The organism is Pseudonocardia xinjiangensis (assembly GCF_012911925.1).
Taxonomy (GTDB): domain Bacteria; phylum Actinomycetota; class Actinomycetes; order Mycobacteriales; family Pseudonocardiaceae; genus Pseudonocardia; species Pseudonocardia xinjiangensis.
The window spans coordinates 20,227-41,216 of the sequence record NZ_JAAXKY010000058.1 but is presented as its reverse complement, the minus strand read 5'-3'; the positions used below and the strand labels follow the sequence as shown (position 1 = coordinate 41,216).

23 protein-coding genes are annotated in these 20,990 nt (G+C 73.1%); 13 read left to right on the top strand and 10 right to left on the bottom strand.

What is annotated here, in order from left to right:
• Nucleotides 1-7 precede the first annotated feature (7 nt).
• From HF577_RS18555 to HF577_RS18545, 3 genes are all read right to left on the bottom strand, one after another.
• Nucleotides 8-1,399 carry a WS/DGAT/MGAT family O-acyltransferase gene (locus HF577_RS18555; protein WP_169397153.1) on the bottom strand — a complete coding sequence of 464 codons (1,392 nt, stop codon included), beginning with the start codon at nucleotides 1,397-1,399 and terminating at the stop codon, nucleotides 8-10.
• Nucleotides 1,400-1,482: 83 nt separating this feature from the next.
• Nucleotides 1,483-2,712 (bottom strand): class I SAM-dependent methyltransferase, encoded by a 1,230-nt coding sequence (locus HF577_RS18550; protein WP_169397152.1) that lies wholly within the window; start codon nucleotides 2,710-2,712, stop codon nucleotides 1,483-1,485.
• Entirely contained in the window at nucleotides 2,712-4,109 is a 1,398-nt protein-coding gene (locus tag HF577_RS18545; protein ID WP_169397148.1) for an FAD-binding oxidoreductase, read from the bottom strand. The genes HF577_RS18550 and HF577_RS18545 overlap by 1 nt, the downstream gene beginning before the upstream one ends.
• Nucleotides 4,110-4,267: 158 nt before the next feature.
• On the opposite strand from HF577_RS18545, the gene HF577_RS18540 reads away from it, so the two are divergent.
• The 4 genes from HF577_RS18540 to HF577_RS18525 are packed head-to-tail and all read left to right on the top strand — an operon-like array spanning nucleotide 4,268 to nucleotide 7,834.
• Nucleotides 4,268-4,963, top strand: a complete 696-nt coding sequence (locus HF577_RS18540; protein ID WP_169397147.1) for a dienelactone hydrolase family protein — start codon at nucleotides 4,268-4,270, stop codon at nucleotides 4,961-4,963.
• A gap of 57 nt (nucleotides 4,964-5,020) precedes the next feature.
• Nucleotides 5,021-6,166, top strand: a complete 1,146-nt coding sequence (locus HF577_RS18535) for an acyl-CoA dehydrogenase family protein (protein ID WP_169397146.1) — start codon at nucleotides 5,021-5,023, stop codon at nucleotides 6,164-6,166.
• A 37-nt stretch (nucleotides 6,167-6,203) separates the two neighbouring features.
• The gene (locus HF577_RS18530; protein ID WP_169397145.1) at nucleotides 6,204-6,839 is read left to right on the top strand and encodes a DUF47 domain-containing protein; all 636 of its coding nucleotides are present in this window, start codon (nucleotides 6,204-6,206) and stop codon (nucleotides 6,837-6,839) included.
• Nucleotides 6,839-7,834, top strand: coding sequence for an inorganic phosphate transporter (locus HF577_RS18525; RefSeq protein WP_169397144.1), 996 nt, complete (start codon nucleotides 6,839-6,841; stop codon nucleotides 7,832-7,834). Before HF577_RS18530 ends, HF577_RS18525 begins: the two co-directional genes overlap by 1 nt.
• 47 nt (nucleotides 7,835-7,881) lie before the next feature.
• Here the strand turns inward: HF577_RS18525 and HF577_RS18520 are convergent, their stop codons facing one another.
• The 5 genes from HF577_RS18520 to HF577_RS18500 all read right to left on the bottom strand — a co-directional run bounded on the left by HF577_RS18520 (nucleotide 7,882) and on the right by HF577_RS18500 (nucleotide 12,439).
• Nucleotides 7,882-8,727, bottom strand: a complete 846-nt coding sequence (locus HF577_RS18520; protein ID WP_169397143.1) for a PPK2 family polyphosphate kinase — start codon at nucleotides 8,725-8,727, stop codon at nucleotides 7,882-7,884.
• Nucleotides 8,728-8,745: 18 nt separating this feature from the next.
• Nucleotides 8,746-9,387, bottom strand: a complete 642-nt coding sequence (locus tag HF577_RS18515; RefSeq protein ID WP_169397142.1) for a Uma2 family endonuclease — start codon at nucleotides 9,385-9,387, stop codon at nucleotides 8,746-8,748.
• Nucleotides 9,388-9,453: 66 nt separating this feature from the next.
• A complete protein-coding gene (locus tag HF577_RS18510; RefSeq protein WP_169397141.1) occupies nucleotides 9,454-10,296 on the bottom strand; it encodes an ABC transporter ATP-binding protein in 843 nt (280 codons plus the stop codon).
• Nucleotides 10,293-11,390, bottom strand: coding sequence for a FecCD family ABC transporter permease (locus HF577_RS18505; protein WP_169397140.1), 1,098 nt, complete (start codon nucleotides 11,388-11,390; stop codon nucleotides 10,293-10,295). Before HF577_RS18505 ends, HF577_RS18510 begins: the two co-directional genes overlap by 4 nt.
• Nucleotides 11,390-12,439 (bottom strand): FecCD family ABC transporter permease, encoded by a 1,050-nt coding sequence (locus tag HF577_RS18500; protein WP_169397139.1) that lies wholly within the window; start codon nucleotides 12,437-12,439, stop codon nucleotides 11,390-11,392. The genes HF577_RS18505 and HF577_RS18500 overlap by 1 nt, the downstream gene beginning before the upstream one ends.
• Nucleotides 12,440-12,750: 311 nt before the next feature.
• Here HF577_RS18500 and HF577_RS18495 point away from each other — a divergent pair, with 311 nt between their 5' ends.
• From HF577_RS18495 to HF577_RS18455, 9 genes are all read left to right on the top strand, one after another.
• Nucleotides 12,751-13,491 carry a pyrimidine reductase family protein gene (locus HF577_RS18495; RefSeq protein ID WP_312859218.1) on the top strand — a complete coding sequence of 247 codons (741 nt, stop codon included), beginning with the start codon at nucleotides 12,751-12,753 and terminating at the stop codon, nucleotides 13,489-13,491.
• 75 nt (nucleotides 13,492-13,566) lie between these two features.
• The gene (locus HF577_RS18490) at nucleotides 13,567-14,049 is read left to right on the top strand and encodes an Asp23/Gls24 family envelope stress response protein (protein WP_169397137.1); all 483 of its coding nucleotides are present in this window, start codon (nucleotides 13,567-13,569) and stop codon (nucleotides 14,047-14,049) included.
• Nucleotides 14,050-14,093: 44 nt separating this feature from the next.
• Complete coding sequence (locus HF577_RS18485) at nucleotides 14,094-14,420, top strand: hypothetical protein (RefSeq protein WP_169397136.1); 327 nt, start codon at nucleotides 14,094-14,096, stop codon at nucleotides 14,418-14,420.
• A complete protein-coding gene (locus HF577_RS18480; protein ID WP_169397135.1) occupies nucleotides 14,417-14,686 on the top strand; it encodes a hypothetical protein in 270 nt (89 codons plus the stop codon). Before HF577_RS18485 ends, HF577_RS18480 begins: the two co-directional genes overlap by 4 nt.
• A gap of 22 nt (nucleotides 14,687-14,708) precedes the next feature.
• The gene (locus HF577_RS18475; RefSeq protein WP_169397134.1) at nucleotides 14,709-14,888 is read left to right on the top strand and encodes a hypothetical protein; all 180 of its coding nucleotides are present in this window, start codon (nucleotides 14,709-14,711) and stop codon (nucleotides 14,886-14,888) included.
• Nucleotides 14,885-15,259, top strand: coding sequence for an Asp23/Gls24 family envelope stress response protein (locus HF577_RS18470; protein ID WP_169397133.1), 375 nt, complete (start codon nucleotides 14,885-14,887; stop codon nucleotides 15,257-15,259). Before HF577_RS18475 ends, HF577_RS18470 begins: the two co-directional genes overlap by 4 nt.
• A 50-nt stretch (nucleotides 15,260-15,309) precedes the next feature.
• On the top strand, nucleotides 15,310-15,849 hold the full coding sequence (locus HF577_RS18465) for a DUF6286 domain-containing protein (protein ID WP_169397132.1): 540 nt from the start codon (nucleotides 15,310-15,312) through the stop codon (nucleotides 15,847-15,849).
• Nucleotides 15,846-16,505 (top strand): alkaline shock response membrane anchor protein AmaP, encoded by a 660-nt coding sequence (locus tag HF577_RS18460; protein ID WP_246266592.1) that lies wholly within the window; start codon nucleotides 15,846-15,848, stop codon nucleotides 16,503-16,505. Before HF577_RS18465 ends, HF577_RS18460 begins: the two co-directional genes overlap by 4 nt.
• A gap of 76 nt (nucleotides 16,506-16,581) precedes the next feature.
• Nucleotides 16,582-18,159, top strand: a complete 1,578-nt coding sequence (locus HF577_RS18455) for an alpha/beta fold hydrolase (RefSeq protein WP_169397131.1) — start codon at nucleotides 16,582-16,584, stop codon at nucleotides 18,157-18,159.
• Between the two features lie 10 nt (nucleotides 18,160-18,169).
• Here the strand turns inward: HF577_RS18455 and HF577_RS39770 are convergent, their stop codons facing one another.
• Complete coding sequence (locus HF577_RS39770) at nucleotides 18,170-19,399, bottom strand: DUF732 domain-containing protein (protein ID WP_169397130.1); 1,230 nt, start codon at nucleotides 19,397-19,399, stop codon at nucleotides 18,170-18,172.
• 300 nt (nucleotides 19,400-19,699) lie between these two features.
• Nucleotides 19,700-20,947: an aminotransferase family protein gene (locus HF577_RS18445; protein WP_169397129.1), complete on the bottom strand. Its 1,248-nt coding sequence runs from the start codon at nucleotides 20,945-20,947 to the stop codon at nucleotides 19,700-19,702.
• Between the last annotated feature and the right edge of the window lie 43 nt (nucleotides 20,948-20,990).

Sequence of the window (20,990 nt, the reverse complement as noted above, 5' to 3'; positions counted from 1 at the left end):
GGGTGGGTCAGGAGTACGCCAGCAGTTCCGCCAGCGACTCGCTCATGGCGCCGGCGAGCACGTCGACGTCGGGGAGGGCGTCGCGGTCGGCGGTGAGGCCGTAGTGCATCCCGCCGTCGTAGGAGGTGACGCCGATGGCGACGGCCTGGCCACCGGCCAGGGGCACCACCGGGTACATGTCGCGCATCCGGGCGCCCATCGCGTAGAGGGGGCGTGGGGGGCCGGGGACGTTGGTGACGAGCACGTTGTAGAGGCGGCTGGAGAACTGGCTGGCCAGCCGCGCGCCGAGGCTGTGCAGGATCGGTGGGGCGAGCCCGGCGAGCCCGACCAGCGCCGCCGCACCGACGGCCTGGCCACTCCGCTTGTGGATCTCCATGGCGTCGCGCACGGCGGCGAGGCGCAGCAACGGGCACGGCTCGGCGACCGGCAGGTCCACGAGGTAGGCGGAGATGCTGTTGCCCGAGCCCTCGCTGCGGGTGCGTGCCCGGACGCTCACCGGCACCATCGCGCGCACGGTGGTGCCTTCGGTGAGGGGCTCGCCCCGGCTGATCAGCCAGCGGCGCAGCCCACCGGCGACCACGGCGAGCACGACGTCGTTGACGGTGCCGCCCTGGCTCTTCCGGACGTCGCGGTGGTCGGCCAGCGACGTGCGCTCCATGCCGTAGCGCCGTTGCTCCCCGGTGGCCCGGTTCAGCGGCTGGACCGGGCGCGTGGCCGCGGCGGTGCGCCCGGCCGCGAGGACGGCCTCCACGGTGCGCCCGACGACCGTGGCCGCCTCCCGGACGTCGGCGACGGCCCGGCCGGCGACGTCGAGCGCGGCGCGCGGGCGGCGCAGGGAGTGTGCGGCGGCCATGGCCGCGAGCTCCAGTGCCGAGGGTTCCGGCGCGGGGCGCCAGTCGTCGGGCGGGGTCTCCCGCGGCTGCGGCGTGAGGTCGAGCAGCGCGGCCCCGATGTCCATGGACGCCAGCCCGTCGACCATGGCGTGGTGGGTCTTGGTGACCACGGCGAAGCGCCCGGCCGCCAGGCCCTCCACCAGGTAGACCTCCCAGAGCGGGCGGGACCGGTCGAGCTGGCGGGCCAGCAGCCTGCCGACGAGGTCACGCAGGACGTCGTCGGTGCCCGGTCCGGGCAGCGCCGAGCGCCGGACGTGGAAGCGGAGGTCGAAGTCCGGGTCGTCCACCCACACCGGCAGCCCGAGCCGGCCCGGAACGTCGCGGACCTTCTGCCGGTACCGCGGGACGAGCGCGAGCCTGCTGCCGATGAGCTCGGTGAACGCGTCGGCGTCGAACGGTCCCTGCTCCGGTGGGTCGAAGGTCATCACCGCACCGACGTGCATCGCTGCCGTGCGGTGTTCCGCGAAGAGGAACGACGCATCGAGCGGGGAGAGGCGGTCCGGCACGGTGCCCATTGTCTCCGACCTGCACGATCGTGTGCCGATACGGGTGCGAAGAGCACCCGTATCGGCGTGCGGGTGTGGAGCGGTTACCAGCCGCGCAGGGGGAAGCCCGACCGTCCCTGATCGAGCAGCTTGACCCCGAGCACCTGGTGCAGCTGGATGTTGTTGCGCTCGAACCCGAGCCGGGACGCGGCCATGTAGAGCCGCCACACCCGGGCCCGGCCGAGGCCGACCTCGGCGACGGCCTCGTCCCAGTGCTCCTCGAGGTTGTTGCACCACCCGGTGAGGGTCATGGCGTAGTGCTCGCGCAGGTTCTCCTCGTGCCGGACCTCGAAGCCCGCGTCGTTCATGACGGAGATGAGGTGCCCGACCGGCTCCAGCTGGCCGTCCGGGAAGACGTAGCGGGCGATGAACGGGTCGAGCTTGCGGGCCAGCGGCGTGCGGGGCTGGGTGATGCAGTGGTTGAGCAGCCGCCCGCCCGGGCGCAGCCGCTCGTAGAGGGACCGGAAGTAGTTCGGGAGCTGGTCCTTGCCGATGTGCTCGGTGAGGCCGATCGAGCTGATCGCGTCGAACTCGGACTCCGGCGCGTCGCGGTAGTCGAGGTGGCGCACCTCGGCGAGGTCGCCCAGGCCGCGGCGGGCGATCTCGGCCTGCGCCCACTCGGCCTGGTTGGCCGAGAGGGTGACCCCGAGCGCCTTGACGCCGTGCTCGGCGGCGGCGTGCATGACCATGCCGCCCCAGCCACAGCCGACGTCCAGCAGCCGCATGCCGGGCTGCAGCCCCAGCTTCTGGGACACCAGCTCGAACTTGGCGGCCTGCGCCTCCTCCAGCGTGGAGGTGGCCGTGGGGTAGACCGCGCAGGTGTAGGCCATCGACGGGCCGAGCACCCACTCGTAGAACTTGTTGGAGACGTCGTAGTGGTGCGAGATCGCCTTCTCGTCGCGCGCCTTGGAGTGCAGACGGCCCGGCGGGCGGTACTCGAGGGCGGGCGGCGGCTGGCGGTGCCGCAGCCACAGCGGCAGCAGGCGCCGGGCCAGCCGTGCCTGCTCGGCCCGCGAGAGGTCGTGCAGCGTGAGGTCGGCCATCGCGTCGAGCACTTCGTAGACGTCGCCCTCGACCTCGATCTCGCCGGTGACGTACGCCCTAGCGAGGCCCAGCGTTCCCGGTGCCGTGACGAGCCGGGCCAGCGCCCGCGGCGACAGGATGCGCAGGGCCACGTCGGAGCTGTCCGGTCCGGCCTTGCTGCCGTCGTAAGCCACGACGCGGACCGGGACGTCCTCGCCGAGGACCTCCGATATGAGTTGAGCGACCTGCATCATGCCCTCCCTGCTCCGGTGACCTTGAAGAAGAGGTCGGGCAGCCGGCCGTGCGGGTCGTAGCGCTCCTTGAGCGCACGGTAGGCGGGCCCGTTGTAGTGCTTCCAGAACTCACCCTCGTCGTAGTGCACTGTGGAGTACAGCGACTTGTGTCCGCCGAGGTCAGCGACGAGCTCTTCCACCCGGCGGTTGTGCGCGTCCGGCCGTCCGGGTACCTCGGGGACGGCCGACCAGAACCCGACGTTGACATAGAGCTCGTTCGGCTCCATCGGATACAGCGGCCAGCGCTGCTGCCCCCGCAGGCGCAGCGGGCACAGCCACACGGGGGTGATCCCGATGTCGGTGTGGAACGCCTCGAGGAACTCCGCCAGCCGGTCGACGGGGATCTCGACGTCCTGGATCACCGGCTCCTCCTGCGGAGTGCGGGTGAGGCGGTGGATCCGGCTGCTGAGCCCGATGCGCCGGTCGAGGGCGACGAGCCTGCGGTACACGTCGGACCGGCGGTAGCGGCGCGGCCACAGCCTGCGCACGGCCGGGTTCTGCACACCGAGCGCCCGCGAGCACCAGAACCAGTCGGTGTCCCAGCGCCAGATGTAGTCGTGCACCGTCAGGTGGTCGACCGTCCGTTCCCGGACGGACCGGTAGAAGATCTCCTGGCCGGTGTAGTCGCTGGGCCCGGGGCCGGGGTCGTCGGTGAAGGTCCCGACCGTGAGGTACTGCTCGCCCGGGGTGAACACCGTGCCGTCGACGAAGTCCGGGCCGTCCACGGCGTCGAGGTCGCACAGCTGCGTGATCGTCGAGGCGAGCTCGGACGACGCCACGCGCCGGTGCTCGAGGCGCACGTACGGGGCCACCGGCTGCAGCTCGATCTTCAGGCGGAGCGCGTAGCCGAGCGTGCCGTAGGAGTTGGGGAAGCCGTGGAAGAGATCGGCGTGCTCCCCGTCCGGCGTGGCCGTGACGATCTCCCCGCCGGGGGTGAGCACGTCCATCTCGAGCACCGACTCGTGCGGCAGGCCGTGGCGGAACGACGTGGACTCGATGCCGAGCCCCGTGACCGCTCCCCCGAGCGTGATGGTCTTCAGCTGCGGGACGACCAGCGGCATCAGCCCGTGCGCGAGCGTGGCGGCGACGAGGTCCTCGTAGGTGGTCATGCCCTGCACCTCGGCGGTGCGGGTGGCGGTGTCGACCCCGATCACACCGGTGAGTGCGGCCGTGTCGAGCCGCGTCACGTCGTCCGGTCGACCACCGAACCGGAAGAGGTTGGACGATTTCTTCCCCAGGCGCACCCGGGCGCCCGGCGGCACGGCCCGGTACTTGCCGACGAGGTCGGCCACCGCGGCGGCGTGGGCCGCCGGTGACACCGGAGGTACGGACACGGGTGCTCCGGCCTCGCTCATGACCGGGAACGCTAGTCGGCCGCGCGATCCTGCCCAACCACTCGGATAGGGCTTTCGTCACAGGAGTCCGCCCAGAGCTTGCGAGTTGTCGGATTCGCCCGATCCACAGTGGCCGGCGGGCCGGGCGGGCGGCCCGTGGCCATGGTCTGATGTAGACCGTGACCGAGAACCCGATCCAGAACGTGACGTTCCCGTCCGGCGACGGAACGGCCCACGGCTACCTCGCCACCCCGCCTTCCGGCAGCGGCCCCGGTGTCGTGGTGATCCAGGAGTGGTGGGGCCTCACGAGCCATATCGCCGACGTGACCAACCGCCTCGCCGCGGAGGGGTTCGTCGCGCTCGCCCCCGACCTGTACGGCGGGTCGACCACGCACGACTCGGAGGAAGCCGGCCGGCTGATGGGTGAGCTGCCCGTGCAGGACGCGGCCCGCGACCTCGCCGGGGCCGTCGACTTCCTGCTGGGCCACGACGCCGTCACCTCGTCCACGGTCGGGGCGGTCGGCTTCTGCATGGGCGGCGGTTTCGTGCTCGTGCTGGCCGCGCAGCAGGGCGACAAGATCGGCGCCGCCGTGCCGTTCTACGGGGTGCTGAAGGAGGACTTCCCGGACTTCTCCGGGCTCACCGCTCCCCTGCTGGGCCACTTCGGCCGGCAGGACACGATGGCCGACCCCGACTCGGTGGAGGCGCTGGCCGCCCGGATCGAGGCGGAGTCCGGGGTGAAGCCGCAGTTCCACCAGTACCCGGCGGGCCACGCGTTCTTCAACGACGAGAACCACATGGGCACCTACGACAAGGAGCAGGCCGACCTCGCGTGGGCCCGCACGCTGGAGTTCCTGCGCACCAACGTGCGCTGAGCCGCGGGCGCCCGGCCGTCCCGGGTGATCGGTTGCGAACCGTGTGAGACTCGCCGCATGCAGCGGGACATCTTCGATGCCGATCATGACGCCTTCCGCGACCTGGCACGCACGTTCGTCGCCAAGGAGATCACGCCGTTCCACGACCAGTGGGAGCGTGACGGCCAGGTGAGCCGGGAGGTGTGGCTGGCCGCGGGTCGAGCCGGGCTCCTCGGCACGGACGTGCCCGAGGAGTACGGCGGCGGTGGCGTGGCGGACTTCCGCTACAACGCCGTGCTCCTCGAGGAGCTCACCACCGCGGGCGCGACCGGGATCGGCTTCCCGCTGCAGAACGACGTCGTCGCGCCCTACCTGCTGCGCCTGACGAACGACGAGCAGAAGCGGCGGTGGCTCCCCGGGTTCTGCTCCGGGGAGATCATCACCGCGATCGCGATGAGCGAACCCGGTGCGGGGTCGGACCTGCAGGGCATCCAGACCCATGCCCGGCGTGAGGAGGGCGGCGACTGGGTGCTGAACGGCGCGAAGACGTTCATCACCAACGGCATCCTCTCCGACCTGGTGATCGTCGTCGCCCGGACCGACCCGGACGCCGGCAGCCGGGGGTTCAGCCTGCTCGTCGTCGAGCGGGGAATGCCCGGGTTCGAGCGGGGCAGGCGGCTGGAGAAGGTCGGCATGAAGGCCCAGGACACCGCCGAGCTCTCGTTCAGCGACGTGCGGGTGCCCGCCGCGAACGTCCTCGGCGAGCCGGGTGGCGGGTTCGGCTACCTCATGCAGAACCTCGTGCAGGAACGGCTCTCGATCGCCGTGGGCAGCATCGCGGGAGCGGCGCGCGCACTGGCGCTGACGGTCGCCTACACGAAGGACCGCACGGCGTTCGGCCGTCCGATCGCCAACTTCCAGAACACCCGGTTCGAGCTGGCGGAGATGGACACCGAGGTGACCATCGCGCAGGTCTTCGTCGACAGGTGCATCACCGAGCACGTCGCGGGCAGGCTCTCGGTCACCGACGCCGCGAAGGCCAAGTGGTGGACGAGCGACCTGCAGAAACGGGTGGTGGACCGCTGCGTCCAGCTGCACGGCGGCTACGGGTACATGCTGGAGTACCCGATCGCCAAGGCGTTCGTCGACTCCCGGGTGCAGGCCATCTACGGGGGCACCAACGAGATCATGAAGGAGATCATCGGACGCGCCGTGGTGGGCTGAACGGGGCGCTCCAGCGCATCTAGGGTAGAACCGCCCGATGGCCTTCAGGTTGACGCCACATGAACGCGGTTTCTACCCGCTGTTCACCCGGGCCGCGGAGAACATCGTCCGCGCGGCCGACGATCTCGCGGAGCTGGTGGCCGCGGACCCCGCCGATCGTGCCGAGCCCGCCCGGCGGGTGAAGGACGCCGAGAACGCGGGCGACGTCCTGACCCACGAGATCATGGTCAAGCTGAACTCCACGTTCGTCACCCCTTTCGACCGGGAGGACATCTACCGGCTGACGTCCTCGCTCGACGACGTGGTCGACACGATGGAGGAGGCCGCCGACCGGATCGTGCTGTACCGGCTCGGCACGCTCCCGGCCGGGATCACCGCCCAGGTCGAGATCCTGCGCCGTGCCGCCGCGGCCACCGCGGAGGCGATGCCCCGGCTGACGACGATGTCGGAGCTGCGCGAGTACTGGGTGCACGTGAACTCCCTCGAGGACGAGGCCGACTCCGTGTACCGGGCCCTGCTCGTCGACCTGCTCGCCCCGCCCGACGACGCACCTCCCGGCGATGTCCTCACGATCCTGAAGATCAAGGAGGTCGTGGAGGTCCTCGAGGAGGCCGCGGACGCGTTCGAGACGGTGGCCAACACCGTCGAGAGCATCGTGGTCAAGGAGTCCTAGTGGAGCTCGCCGCGATCGTCGTGGTGATCCTCGTGGCACTCGTATTCGACTACACGAACGGCTTTCACGACGCCGCCAACGCGATCGCGACCTCCGTCGCCACCCGCGCGCTCGCGCCCCGCACCGCACTCGCGCTGGCGGCGGTGATGAACCTCGTCGGGGCGTTCCTCGGCACCGAGGTGGCCTCGACGGTCGGCAGCGGCATCATCGAGGAGCCACAGGGCTCGTCCGGGCTGCTGGTGGTGCTGGCTGCGCTGGTCGGCGCGATCGTGTGGAACCTGATCACGTGGCGGCTGGGCCTGCCGTCCTCGTCGTCGCACGCCCTGATCGGCGGGCTCGTCGGAGCCGCGCTCGCGTCGTCGGGTGGCGTGCAGTGGGGCGGGGTGATCGAGAAGGTCGTCATCCCGATGGTGCTGTCGCCGGTGGTGGGGTTCCTCCTGGCCGGGCTGCTGATGCTGGCGATCCTCTGGCTCTTCCGCCGGGGCAGGCCGCAGCGGCTGTCGCGCGGGTTCCGGCACGCGCAGACGGTGTCGGCCGCGGCGATGGCGCTGGGCCACGGCCTGCAGGACGCCCAGAAGACGATGGGCGTGATCGTCCTGGCCCTGGTGGTCGGCGGCTACCACGAGGGTTTCGAGATCCCCTGGTGGGTCGTCCTGCTCTCGGCCGGTGCCCTGTCGGCGGGCACGTACTCCGGCGGCTGGCGGATCATGCGGACGCTGGGCAGGCGGATCATCGACCTCGACCCACCCCGTGGTTTCGCCGCCGAGGCCACGGCGTCGGCGGTGCTGTACACGACCGCCTTCGTCTTCGCCGCGCCGATCTCCACCACGCAGACGATCACCTCGGCGATCCTCGGGGTGGGTGCCACGAAGCGGCTCTCGGCCGTGCGGTGGGGCGTTGCCGGCAACATTGCCGTCGCCTGGGTGCTCACGATCCCGATGGCGGCCCTCGCCGCCGCACTGGCGTTCTGGGCGCTGCGCCCGCTGGCCGGCTAGCGGGACACCCCTCACCCTCCGCCGCGACGACCCGGGCGCCGCCCGCGTCACACCAGCAGGCTCGCCGCGAGTCGGGCCCGCTCGGCGTCGACGTCGATGTTCGGCTGCGGGAACTGCGGGTCGAGCTCGGCGAGGGTCTCGGTGAGCAGCGAGGCGACGGCCCAGTTGCGGTACCACTTGCGGTCCGACGGCACGACGTACCAGGGCGCGGCGTCGGAGTCGGAGTACCGCAGTGCGTCGCTGTAGGCCCGCTGGTAGTCGCGCCACCTGGCGCGGGAGTCCAGGTCGCCCGGGTTGTACTTCCAGCGCTTGGTCGGGTCGTCCAGCCGGGCGAGCAGCCGCTCGGCCTGCTCATGGGGGGAGATGTGCAGCAAGCACTTCAGCACGGTGACGCCCCGCCCGACGAGCTCCGCCTCGAAGGCGTTGATCTCCTCGTAGCGATGCCGCAGGGCGTCGTCGGAGATCGAGCCCTCGACGCGCGGGACCAGTACGTCCTCGTAGTGCGAGCGGTCGAACAGCCCGATCAGTCCCGGGTGGGGCACCTGCTTGCGGACCCGCCACAGGAAGTCGTGCTCGAGCTCCTCGGGCGTCGGCTTCTTGAACGACGCGATGTGCAGGCCCTGCGGGTTGACCAGGCCGCCGACATGCCTGATCACACCACCCTTGCCCGAGGTGTCCATCCCCTGCAGGACGACGAGGACCGAGCGGCGCCCCGCACCGGTCGCCTCGGCGTACAGCGCCTCCTGCAGCCGGTCGAGCCGGGCGCCGAGGTCGGTCATGTCCTCCGCGGCGGCGCTCTTGTCCTTCGGCCCGATCGGCCGGTCGCGGGGGTCCACCACCGCGAGGTCGGGCTCGGCGGCCACCCGGAACGTCTCCCGCACCGACTTCCCCATGCGGCGAGAGTAGTGGGATCAGGCGCCGCGGCCGGCCAACCTCTCCGGGTCGGTCGTCGCGCGGGCGGGTGGATCCGCCCGGGACTGCTCCGCGCCGGGACGGGTGACGGTCGCCAGGTCGAGCTCGAGAACGAACGGCTCCTCGATGCGCAGCTGCTCCCCGTCCCCGGCACGCGCGTACTCGTGGTAGCGCCCGCTGATGATCATGTCGGCGACGGCGAACGGGCCGTCGTGGTCGATCACCAGCGAGTACGGGATGCCGCTGCGGGCGTAGAGCTGTGGCTTGAACGAGCGGTCGGTGACGCCGTGGTCGCTACCCACGACCTCGATCACCATCAGCGCCGCCGCGGCGTCGAGCACGTCGTCGGAGACCTCGGGCACGTCCTCCCCGTCCCCCGGCGCCGCGGTGACCACCAGGTCGGGCACGAGCACGCAGTCGGTGCCGAGGCGCAACGGCACCGGTCCCCGCACCTGCAGCCCCTCCGGCAACGCCGACCGCACCGCCGCACGCACGCGGCTCACCACCCGGGTGCGCTGCTCGGTGGCGCCCGGCCCGATGAGCAGGGTTCCGTCCACCACCTCGACTCGACCGTCACGGGGCAGCGCGAGGAACGCGCTCTCCGTCCACGGGCCTTCGTGGTCGAACACGGGATGGTCCACAGCCGCCACCTCTCGGTCGGTCACCGGTGCTCGGGCGCACATGGTGGCACGTCCGATCGGGGGAACCTAGGTTGACCGTGCGTGACCACCGATCGGGACGACCAGCGGCGTACCGGCCACCGGGTCCGAAATCACCCGTGCGGCGAGACCGAACACCTCCTCAAGCAGCGCCTCGGTGATCACCTCAGCGGGTCCGCCGGACGCCACGACCTGCCCGTCCCGCATGGCGACGAGCCGATCCGCGTACCGCGCGGCGAGGTTGAGATCGTGCAGCACCATCACGACGGTGCGGCCCGCCTCGGCGTGCAGCCGCCGCACGAGCTCGAGCACGTCCACCTGGTGGGCGAGGTCGAGGAACGTGGTGGGCTCGTCGAGCAGGAGCAGGTCGGTGCCCTGCGCGAGGGCCATGGAGATCCAGGCGCGCTGCCGCTGGCCACCGGAGAGCTCGTCGACGGGGCGCTCGGCGAGGTCGGCGATGCCGGTCCACTCCAGCGCCTGGGCGACGGCGTCCTCGTCGTCGGCCGACCACTGCCGGTACCAGGCCTGGTGGGGATGCCTGCCCCGGGCGACGAGATCGGCCACGGTGAGACCCTCTGGCGCGCTCGGGGCCTGCGGCAACAGCCCGAGGACCTTCGCGACCTCACGGGTCGGGGTGCGGTCGATCCGCTTGCCGTCGAGCAGCACCTGCCCTCCGGACGGCTTGAGCAGGCGGCCGAGCGCGCGCAGCAGCGTCGACTTGCCACAGCCGTTCGGCCCGATGACGGCGGTGATCGTGCCCGCGACGACGTCGAGGTCCAGCCCGTCGACGACGGTCCGGTCGCCGTAGCCCAGCCGTACCTGGTCCGCCCGCAGCCGGACGGTGGCGTCCCCCTGCACGGCGGGCGGCGACGGGTCATGCAGCTGGGTCATCCTCGGGCCTCCCGGCCGTAACGGGCGATCAGGAACAGCAGGTAGGGCGCTCCGAGGACGGCGGTGACGATGCCGACCGGCAGTTCGGTGGCGCCGAAGGCAGTGCGGGCGATCAGGTCGGCGACCACGGTGAGGGCGGCCCCGACGACGAGTGACACCGCGATCGGCGGCCGCGCCGACCCGACCAGGCGCTGGGAGATCTGCGGCGCCACGAGTGCCACGAACGCGATGGGGCCCGCCGAGGCCGTGGCCACCGACGCGAGCCCAACGGCCACGACCAGCAGCGCTGTGCGGGAGCGGTCGACCGGGATGCCGAGCCCGCGCGCCGTGTCGTCGCCGAACTGCAGGCCGCCGAGGACGTGCGCCAGCAGCAGCGCGGCCGGCACCAGTACGGCCAGCGCGATCGCGACCGGGACCACGTGGTCCCAGCCGCGGCCGTTCAGGCTGCCGTTGAGCCACACGTACGCGCGGGCGGCCTCGGTGATCCCCGCAACGACGAGCAGCCAGTGCACGACGGCGGTCAGCGTCACGTTGACCCCGATCCCCACCAGCACCAGCCGGAACCCGTGCACCCCGCGCCGCCAGGCCAGCCCGTAGATCGCGAAGGCACTGAGCAGCCCGCCGACGAGGGCGGCCACCGGCAGGCCCGCGGCACCGAGGAACTCCACCGCGCCCCCACCGAGCACGATCACGGCGACCGCAGCCGCACTCGCCCCCGCCGTGAAGCCGATCATGTCCGGGCTGGCGAGCGGGTTGCGGGCGATCGACTGGGTGATCGCCCCCGCCACCGCCAGCGCCGCGCCGACGAGCAGGCCGGTGAGCGACCGGGGCAGGCGCAGGTCCATGACGATGAACCGCTGCCCGGCGTCGCCGCCGCCGGCCAGCACCGAGAGGACCTCCCCGACGCTGATCGGGAAGTCACCACGGCCGATGTTCAGTGCCATGGCGAGCACCAGCACCGCCAGGCCGATCCCGAGCACGAGCACCGTGCGCGGCCGCCACACAACGGAGAACGGCCCGATCCGCACGGCCGGCCGGCCGGCCACCCGCGCCGCGGCCGGGCGGGGCGGCGAGGACTTGTCCAGCACGGCCATCAGACGGCCACCATCTTCCGGCGCCGCACCAGCCAGACGAAGAACGGGCCCCCCACGAGCGCCAGCACGATCCCGACCTGCAGCTCCCCCGGCCGCACCACCACCCGCCCGATGACGTCCGCCGCGAGCAGCAGGGTGGCTCCGGCGAGCGCCGACGCCGGGAGCAGCCAGCGGTAGTCGGGCCCGGTGACGGCCCGCACGACGTGCGGCACCACGAGCCCGACGAACGCGATGGGCCCGCACGCCGCCGTGGCGGAGCCGGCCAGCAGCGTGATCGCCACGATCCCGAACACCCGGGTGCGCAGCACCGAGTGGCCGAGCGAGCGGGCCACGTCGTCGCCGAGGGCCAGCGCGTTGAGCGCGGGGGCGCCGACCAGCCCGATCAGGAGCCCGGCGAGCAGGAACCACTGGACCTGGCCCACCACCGCGGTGTCGCGCCCGGCGATCGAACCGACGGCCCAGAACCGGTAGGCGTCGAGCGACTGGACGTCGATCAGGATCACCGACGAGGTGAGCGCGGCCAGCAGCGCCGACACCGCGGCCCCCGCGAGCGCCAGCGTCACCGGGGTGGGGCCGCCGCGCCCGACGGAACCGAGCACGAACACCGCGACGCTGGCCACGAGCGCCCCCGCGAACGCGAACCACACGTAGCCGACCAGGGTCGTGACACCGAAGGCGTAGATGCCGGTGACGACGAACAGCGCGGCCCCGTTGTTGATGCCGAGCAGGCCGGGGTCGGCGAGCGGGTTGCGGGTGTGGCCCTGGATCAGGGCTCCGGCCAGCCCGAGAGCGGCGCCGGCCAGCAGGCCGACCACGGTCCGCGGGATGCGCAGGGACCGGACGACGATGTCGTCCTCGGTGCCGGTGGGGTTGACGAGCGCGTGCCAGACACCCTCGAGCGGGATGGCCTTCGCCCCGACCGCGATGCTGGCGAGGCAGCACACCACGAGCACGGCGACCAGCAGCGCGAGACCCAGCAGCCGTCGTCGTCGCAGGGAACCGGGCACCGGGGGTGGCGCGACAGGAGTCAGCACGCCGTGCTCGGCCATGGATGGTCCTCCGCGGTCCGGTCCCTGCACCCGGGGTTCGGTGCGGCATCACCATAGGTGAGCCTCGCCTTGGCCGGACGGGCAGCGGTGCGCTGATCGTTCTGAGATGCGGGTGTCGGCCCCGGGGAGGGCGAACAGCGGAATCTCGCGACGATCATCGTGGGACGGGCGCGCGATCCGGGCGACTCGCGCGCCGGGAACGGGCGACTCGCGCGCGCGATCCGGGCGACTCGCGGGGGTTTGCGGGTGGTTCGCCGGGTGGTTGCGTGGGTCGGGCGGCTCCGGGGGGCGGGCCGTGCTGGGATGGCGGCGTGCATCCCCTTCTGCCGGTCCCGGGCGCCGGGCTCGACGACAGCGGGCTCGACGACGCCGGGCTCGTGGCGCACTACGCCTACCCCGAGGGGCTCACGGCGCCCTACGTGCGCGTCAACTTCGTGGCGAGCGCCGACGGCGCCGTCACGGTGGACGGCCGGTCGGGCGGGCTGGGCTCGGACGGCGACCGGCGGGTGTTCGGGGTGCTCCGCAGGCTCGCGGACGTCGTGCTCGCCGGCGCCGGGACGGTGCGCGCGGAGGACTACCGAGGCGCGCGCCTGCCCACCCTCGGCACGGACACACCGCCGCCCGTCGCCGTCGTGACGGGGTCGGCGGACCTCGACCCCGCGAGCAGGCTCTTCACCGACACCGCCGTGCCACCGATCATCCTCACCCTCGGCTCGGCCCCGGCCGCGCGCCGGGAGCAGCTCGCCGCGGCCGGAGGGCACGTCGTCGTGCTGGAGCGGCTCACCCCCGATCTCGTGCTGGCCGAGCTGAGCCGCCGCGGCCTGCACCGGGTGCTCTGCGAGGGCGGACCGGGGCTGTTCGGCCAGCTGGTCGCCGCCGACGCGGTCGACGAGCTCTGCCTCACCGTCGCGCCGCTGCTGGCCGGTGGCACCGCCGGCCGGATCAGCCGTGGCCCTGCGGGGGGCCATCCCCGCCGGCTGGAGCTCGTCGGCGTCCTGCACGAGGCAGGCGTCCTGCTGCTGCGGTACCACCGGGCTACCCCGATCGGGTGACTTCCCGTGAGGCGTGGCCGGGTACTCACGTCATAAGGGCGAACACTCCGCACAGCCGAGCTCGGAGGAACCACCGTGAGCGAGACAACACCAACACCCACCGTCAAGACACCCTCCAGCACCGTGTCCTCGCCGGCCCGGCTCGCCGACGACACCTCGCAGGGCCGCACCACGATCGCCGCCTCGGTCGTCCAGAAGATCGCCGGTATCGCCGCACGTGAGATCTCCGGCGTGTACTCGATGGGTGGCGGCGTGTCCCGGGCGTTCGGCGCCATCCGGGAGCGGATCCCCGGCGGGGGCACCGGGGGCGCCAACATCGCCGGCGTGCAGGTCGAGGTCGGGGAGAAGCAGGCCGCCGTCGATCTGGACATCGTCGTCGAGTACGGCGCGTCGATCGTCGAGCTGGCCAGGGCCGTACGCCGTAACGTGATCACGGCCGTCGAGCGGATGACCGGGCTCGAGGTGATCGAGGTGAACATCGCCGTCAACGACATCCACCTGCCCGACGCCGACAATGACGAGGAGATCCCGACGGTGCAGGCCGCGCGGGTGGAGTGACCCGGTCCCGACCGCCCGGACCAGCTCTGCAGGGAGAAACGCCCGTGACCGTCCCGACCGCCGCCGAGGCGCCGTCGCTCGCCGAGCGGATCGCCGCGGTCGTGACGTCGCACCCTTCGGTCGCCCGGCTGCACGGCGGGATCTTCGGTGACGTCGCCACCTACCTGCCGGGACGCCGGCTCACCGGGGTGCGCGTCGGAGAGGGCGACGAGCCGGTCGAGCTGGGCGTCGTGCTCCTCCTCGACCGGCCGATCCCGGAGGTCGTGCGGGATCTGCGCACCGCGGTGTCCGGGATGTGTGGCGGCGCGGCGGTCGACATCATCGTGGGCGACGTGGCCCTTCCCGGCGAGCCGGGACCGACGGATCGGTGAACGAGCAGGAGCGCTCGGAGTTCCGCGCGTTCGTCCGCGAACACCATCCGGACCGGGGTGGCGACCCGGAGGTCTTCGTGGCGGGGCTGGCCCGCTTCGGCACGGCGCGACCTGCCGCCGACGACGTCGACGGACCCGACCATGATCCATCGGACGCCCGCTACGACGCCCCCGTCGAGGTGGTCGGGCCACTGCCGTTCCCGGTCCGGGTGGGGGTCGCCCTGATCCGCACCTGGCACCGGCGACGCCATCGCCGCGTGGAGTAGCCACGCTCGTGAGGAGAACCAGATGAACAGCACCCAGACCGGCCTACTGGCGGGTCTCATCCTCGGCCTCGCCGGCGCCTTCGGTGGCTTCGGCATCTTCCTGATCGTCCTGGTCATGGGCGCGCTCGGCCTCGTCATCGGTTCCGTGATCGACGGCCGGCTCGACCTCAACGCGGTGCTCGGCCGGGGCCGGGACCGGTGAGCACCACCCTGCCCGCGGCGGAGGACCGGGGCCTGCTCGAGATCAACCCGGTCGTGCTGCGGAAGATCATCGAGCACGCCGCGGACCAGGTGCCGGGCACGCTGCGGCACGGACGGCGCCTCGCGGGGATCGACGTGGGCGAGGTCGGCGCCAGCGCGAAGGTCACGACCGGGTCCGGCGACCGGACCGCGGTGGACGTGCGGCTCGAGCTGCACCTGCAGTACCCCGCCGCCGTGCGGACGGTGGTGGACGCCGTCCGCGCCAGGGTGGGCGAGGAGCTCGACCACATCGCCGGCCACCGCGTGCGGTCCCTGACGGTGACGGTGGCCGGTCTACGCAGCCCGCACGCCACCGGGCCCCGGGTCCGGTAGGCCCGGCACCGACCCCACGTCAGCCCCCAGGTCGCCATCGGAGGAACGACATGCGCATGCTGCTCCGCCTGCTCGCCCCGCTGATCGGCCTGGCCATGGCCGCCGCGGGGGTGCTCATCGTGATCGAGGTCATCGCGGCCTGGCTGCGCCGCAACGTGGTGACCGGCCTCGTCGTGCCGTGGCACCACTGGCGCACCGCGATCGAGAACGTGACGTGGGAGGACCCTCCGGTGCCGGGCATCGCGATCGCCGTCGCCGTACTGGGGCTGTTGCTGGTGCTGGTCGGACTGCTGGCCCGGCGCTCCCACATCACCCTCGACGGGCCGGCCCCGGAGATCACCGTCGTCACCGCACCCCGCGTACTGGCCCGGCTCATCGGCAGGCGCGTGCGCTCCACCGAGGACATCTTCAGCGCGTCGGTCACCGTCTCCCCCCGCAAGGTGTCCGTGCTCGCGCAGGCGTTCGACGAGGCGCGACCAGAGCTGCGCGACACGGTCCACGGCCGCGTGGACGAAATGCTCGACGAGCTGCCGCTGCACCGCCGCCCGCGGGTGGCCGTGCACCTGCAGGAACGGCAGGGACCGCGATGACCACGCCGGTGACGCACGGCAGCAAGTCCGGCCGGCCGAAGATCCCGGAAGCGACGCTGCGCAAGCGGGCCAGGGCGGCACTGGCCCGCTCCGCAGCGGTCGACCGTGCTCTCGCTGTCCTGGTCGGGCTCGTGTTGCTGGCTGCGGGCACCCTCGTCGCGCTGCTGTCCTACGGCGTCTTCGGCACGGGCCGGGCCGCACGGCCGGTGCTCGACCCGCTGATCGTCGACGGGTTGCGCGCCCAGCCCGATGCATTCCGGCTGGTGTCCATCGCCGTGGGTGTCCTCCTGGTCATCGTCGGGCTGACGTGGGCCGCGCGGTCGCTGCGTCCGGAGCGCCACCCCGACCTCGTGCTCGACGGCGGACCGGACACGGCGATCGTGATCAGCTCGTCCGCCGCGGCCGACGCCGTCGCCGCGCAGGCGGGCGGCATCCCGGGCGTCCGCCGGGCCAGGGCGCGGATGGTCGGCACGGACGAGGTGCCCGCACTGCGCGTCACGCTCTGGCTCGCCGACGACGCCGACATCCGGGACGTCCTCACCCGGCTCGACGACGAGGTCCTCGCCGCCGCCCGCACCTCGCTCGGGCTCACCGCGCTGCCCGTGGCGGTGCGGCTGGAGCTCGACGTCTCGGCGCACCCACCACGGGTCGCCTGAGGCGTCCCCGCGTTCACCCTCCCCATACCGGGTGTGCGGCAGGCTGGGCTCTGACCAGCACGGATCGGGAGGGCACGTGGCACGACCACCGCGGCATGCGGTCGCCGCCGTGCTCGCCTGCCTGGCCGTTCTCGTCGCCGGCTGCACGGTCGGGCCGTCGCAACGTCCACCGGTGGCGGTGCGCGGGGACAACATGCCGGTGGCCCCCACCACCGACCCCGCGGCGCCTCCTTCCGACCAGGCGCTGCCGGAGCCGCAGGAGCAGCGCGCCTCGATGCCGTTCACCGAGTGCACCCAGGACACCCTCGAGACGCTGCCCACCCCACCGCCTGCCGACCGGCCGCTGCGGGTGGAGTGCGGCGAGCTCACGGTGCCCGCCGACCCCGACCAGCCCGGCCTCGGTGCGGCCTCGCTCGCCGTGCTGCGCGTCAGCCTGGCCTCCGCACCGGAGAACCAGCCGCCACTGCTCGTGCTGGGCGACACGACCCTCGAGCCGACGGCGCGCGACGCCGTGCTGCTCGCCGAGCGGGTGGCGCCGGAGGTGCTGCAGGAGTACACCCTGATCGGCCTGGACCGGCGCGGTTCGGGTGAGGACGTCCTCGACTGCGCGCCGGACGACGCCCGCGCCGCCATCGTCGACGCCGATCCCGGGCGGTCGAGCGAGTCGGACCTCGACGCGCTCCTGGAAGAGGCCCGGTCCGTGGTGCAGGAGTGCAACCTCGCCCTCGACGGCGGCCTCAGCGGCTACCGCACCGCCGCGACGGTGTCCGACATCGAGATCCTGCGCGCCGCACTCGGGGTCGCCCAGCTGTCTGCGATCGGCGTGGGTGACGGCGGCGCGGCCCTCGCCGACTGGGCGCGGACCGCCCCGACCGCGGTCGGCAGGCTCGTCCTCGACGGCCCGCCGAACCCCGCGCTCGACGAGCCCGACCTCAGCGAGAGCCGGGCGGGGGCGGCCGAGGCGGCCTTCGGGGCGTTCGCCGTGACCTGCACGGCACGCTCGGACTGCCCGCTCGGCCCGGACCCACGAGCCAGGGTGACCGCTCTCGTCGACCAGCTCCGCCGGCAGCCGCTCGCGGCCACCGACGGCAGGAGGCTCACCGCCGGCGCCACCATCACGGCGCTGCTGGCCGGGCTGGCCGAACCACGGGGCTGGCCCGGCCTCGCCACCGCACTGGCCGCGGCCGGTACCGGGAACCCGGATCCCCTGCTCACCCTGCTCGATCCGCTGGTCGGACCGAGAGGACGGTTCGACGGGATGCTCGCCACCAGCTGCAACGACGTCCACAGACGCCTGGCACCCGGCGAGATCGGCGATCTGGCGCAGCGCTGGCGCACGTCCTACCCCCTCTTCGGCAGTACGTTCGCCCTCCGGCTGCTGGCCTGCGCCCCGTGGCCCGCCGGTGGCCCGGCCCCCACCGCAGGGCAGGGCGAGGGGGCGCCGCCGATCCTCGTCATCGGCACTGCCGCCGATCCGCGTGGCCCGCAGGACGGCTCCCGGCGCACCGCCGACAGCCTCGCCACGGCCCGCTTCCTGGGCTGGCAGGGCGCCGGCACCGGCGCCTACCCGCGCACCCCCTGCGTCACCGCTGCGGTGGACGCGATGCTGGTGGGCGGGATCGCTCCGCAGGCCGGAACCCTCTGCCCCCCGTGACCGGGGTGCGTCAGCAGTACAGCTGAGCGGCGAGGTCGACGACCTCGGCCGCCTGCCGGCGCTCGACCGACGGGAGAGCGGCCGGAATCGTCCTGGCGATGGTGTCCGCCGAGGCTCCCTGGTCGAGCCGCAGGCAGATCATCGCGGCCGTCTGGGTCTCCGCGCGCCCGGACCGGCTGGTCGCGATGTCCGCCGCGCGCATCGCCCGCACGAAGCTCACGGCCTTGTCGCTCGTCGGGTCGATCTCCACGGCCGCGGGCTCCGGACCGGGCGGCGGGGGCGGAACCTGCGCCCCCGGAACCTCGGGCGCCACGGACGGAACCGGCGCAGGCGCCTCGGCGGGCGGACGATCCATCCCCCAGCCGACGATCGCGGCGAGCAGCGAGATGATGATCAGCACCACCCCGACCGCGACCACCACGAGCACCGGCCGCCTGCCGAAGCGCGACGTCGGCTGCTCGGCGTGCTTGCGGTCCAGCCGCCGCACGGGTGCTTCCTCGGCGTCTCCGTCGTACCCGGGGTCGTACTCCGGGTCGTACTCGGCGTCGTACTCCGGGTCGTAGTCCGCGTCGTACTCGGCCTCGTCCGCATCGGCGGGCGTGCGTTCCGCGCGGTCGACGGGGATCACCGTGGTCTCGGCCTCGGCGGCCTCGGCCGACCGGCGGCGGGCGGCGCGGCCGCCCGCCGCGGCGCCCTCGATGGTCGGGGTCTCGTCCGGCGGCAGGTCCCACGGCGCCCCGGGAGAATCCGGGTGCGCCGGGAACATCGTGGGCCACGACGACATGGCCCCGGATGCCAGGGGATGAGCGGGCGGCGCCCCGCCCATCCCCTGGGCTGCGCCCGGCACGACGGCCCACGAGCGCGCTGCGCCGTCACCGTCGGCCCCCCCTGCGAGCACCCACGCGCCGCGACCGGGTGCGCCCGGCCCCCCGGACCGGGCACCGGCCTGGTACGCGGCGCTGGTCCGCTCCTCCGCGGCGGCGGCCGCCGCCTCCTCGGCCGCGTGGGTGGCCGCATCGGCGGCCACCTCCGCTTCCTCCGCGGCCCTGGCCGCCGCCGCGATGGCGGCCGCCGCCCGCGCCGCCGCGGCGGCCGCATCGATCTCGGCGATCATCGCGGCCTGCTCCGCCGCGGCCCGCCGGTGGGCGAGCTCGTCGAACCCGTCCCCAGGGGCGCCCAGAAGGTCGCCCGGATACGGGCGGTCCTCGGTCAGCACGCTCTCACGAGCGTCGCTCGACACCCCACTCACGCCGTGACCAGCCACAGCGTGCCGGGCCATGGGTCGTCCACTTGCCACCTCACCGGCCATCGCACACTCCCCGATCTGCGGCCGCCATCCGGCCTGTCCTTACCCGGAGCAACGACCCGGTGACGACAAAGGGAGCGGGTACGGCCAAGAGGGTGCCTGGCTGAGTGAGTGCGGCCACGACCTGTGCCCGCCTAGGGCCCTGAATGGCCCATTTCGTTTACGGAACGTGACATCGGGCGCTCTACCGGGCCGCTTTCCCGGCGTGTCGCGTACTCCCGGTGACGAGCCCGATCATGCAACCGCGTCGAGCGCCCCGCGCACGGCGTCGGTGAGCAGGTCGAGATGCTCGTCGGCGAGGGTGAGGGGCGGGGAGAAACCGACCGAGCTGATCATCGGCCGGATCAGGACGCCCCGCTCGCGCGCACCGCGCGTGACGGCGGCAGGCAGGCCCGGGTCGGCTGCCACCCGGTCCGCGTCGAGCTCCAGCGCCCCGAGCACCCCGGTGCCGCCGCGGACCTCCGAGACGAGCGGATGGTCGGCCAGCGAACGCAGCGCCGCGTGCAACGTGAGCTCCAGCGACTCGGCGCGCTTGAGCAGGCCGTCGCCCTCCAGCAGGTCGAGGTTGGCCAGTGCGGCCGCGCAGGCCGTGGGATGCCCGGCGTAGGTGGCGCCGTGCCGGAACGCGGCCGCGCCCGGCTCCCAGAACGGCGCCGCCACGCGCTCGTGGGCGACGACCCCGCCCAGCGGCAGATACCCGCTGGTGACGCCCTTCGCGAAGACCACGAGGTCGGGGACGATGCCGAAGCGGTCGACGCCGAACCAGTCGCCGAGCCTGCCGAACCCGCAGATCACGCTGTCGATCACGAGGAGCACACCGTGCCGGGTGCAGATCTCCCGGACCCGCTCGACGTACCCCGGCGGTGGGGGCAGCACCCCACCCGCACCGATCACCGGTTCCACGAAGAACGCGGCCACCCGCTCCGGTCCGACCCGCAGCAGCTCGGCCTCCAGCGCCTCGGGGTCGTCGTAGGCGACGCGGACCACGTCCGGCACGAACGGCGCCGCGAGCCGGTTGGCCGGCATCCCGCCGAGCGACGTGCCGAAGCCGTGGGTGCCGTGGTAGCCGTTCTCCCGGCTGACGAGCACCGTCCGCTGCGGCTCGCCGGTGCGGACGAAGTACTCCCTGGCCATCTTGGCCGCCGTGTCGATGGCGTCACCGCCACCGCTGGCGAGGAAGATCTTCGCCCCCGGCACCGGCGCCAGCGCGGCGAGCCTGCGGGTGAGCTCCAGCGCCGGACGGTTCGTGAAGTCCCCGAACGTCTGGTAGGTGGCGAGCTCGCGCATCTGCGCCGCCACCGCCTCGACGATCTCGCGCCGCCCGTGCCCGACGTTGACGCACCACAGGCTCGCCGTGGCGTCCAGGTAGCGGCGCTCGGAGTCGTCCCAGAGCCAGACGTCCTCGCCGCGGGTGACCACGAACTCGGCGGTGCGTACCGCGCCCATCGCGGCGAACGGGTGCCAGAAGGCGGTGTCGCTCATGACGGCCGACACTACCCATCACCGGGCCTCCCGCAGCCCGGAA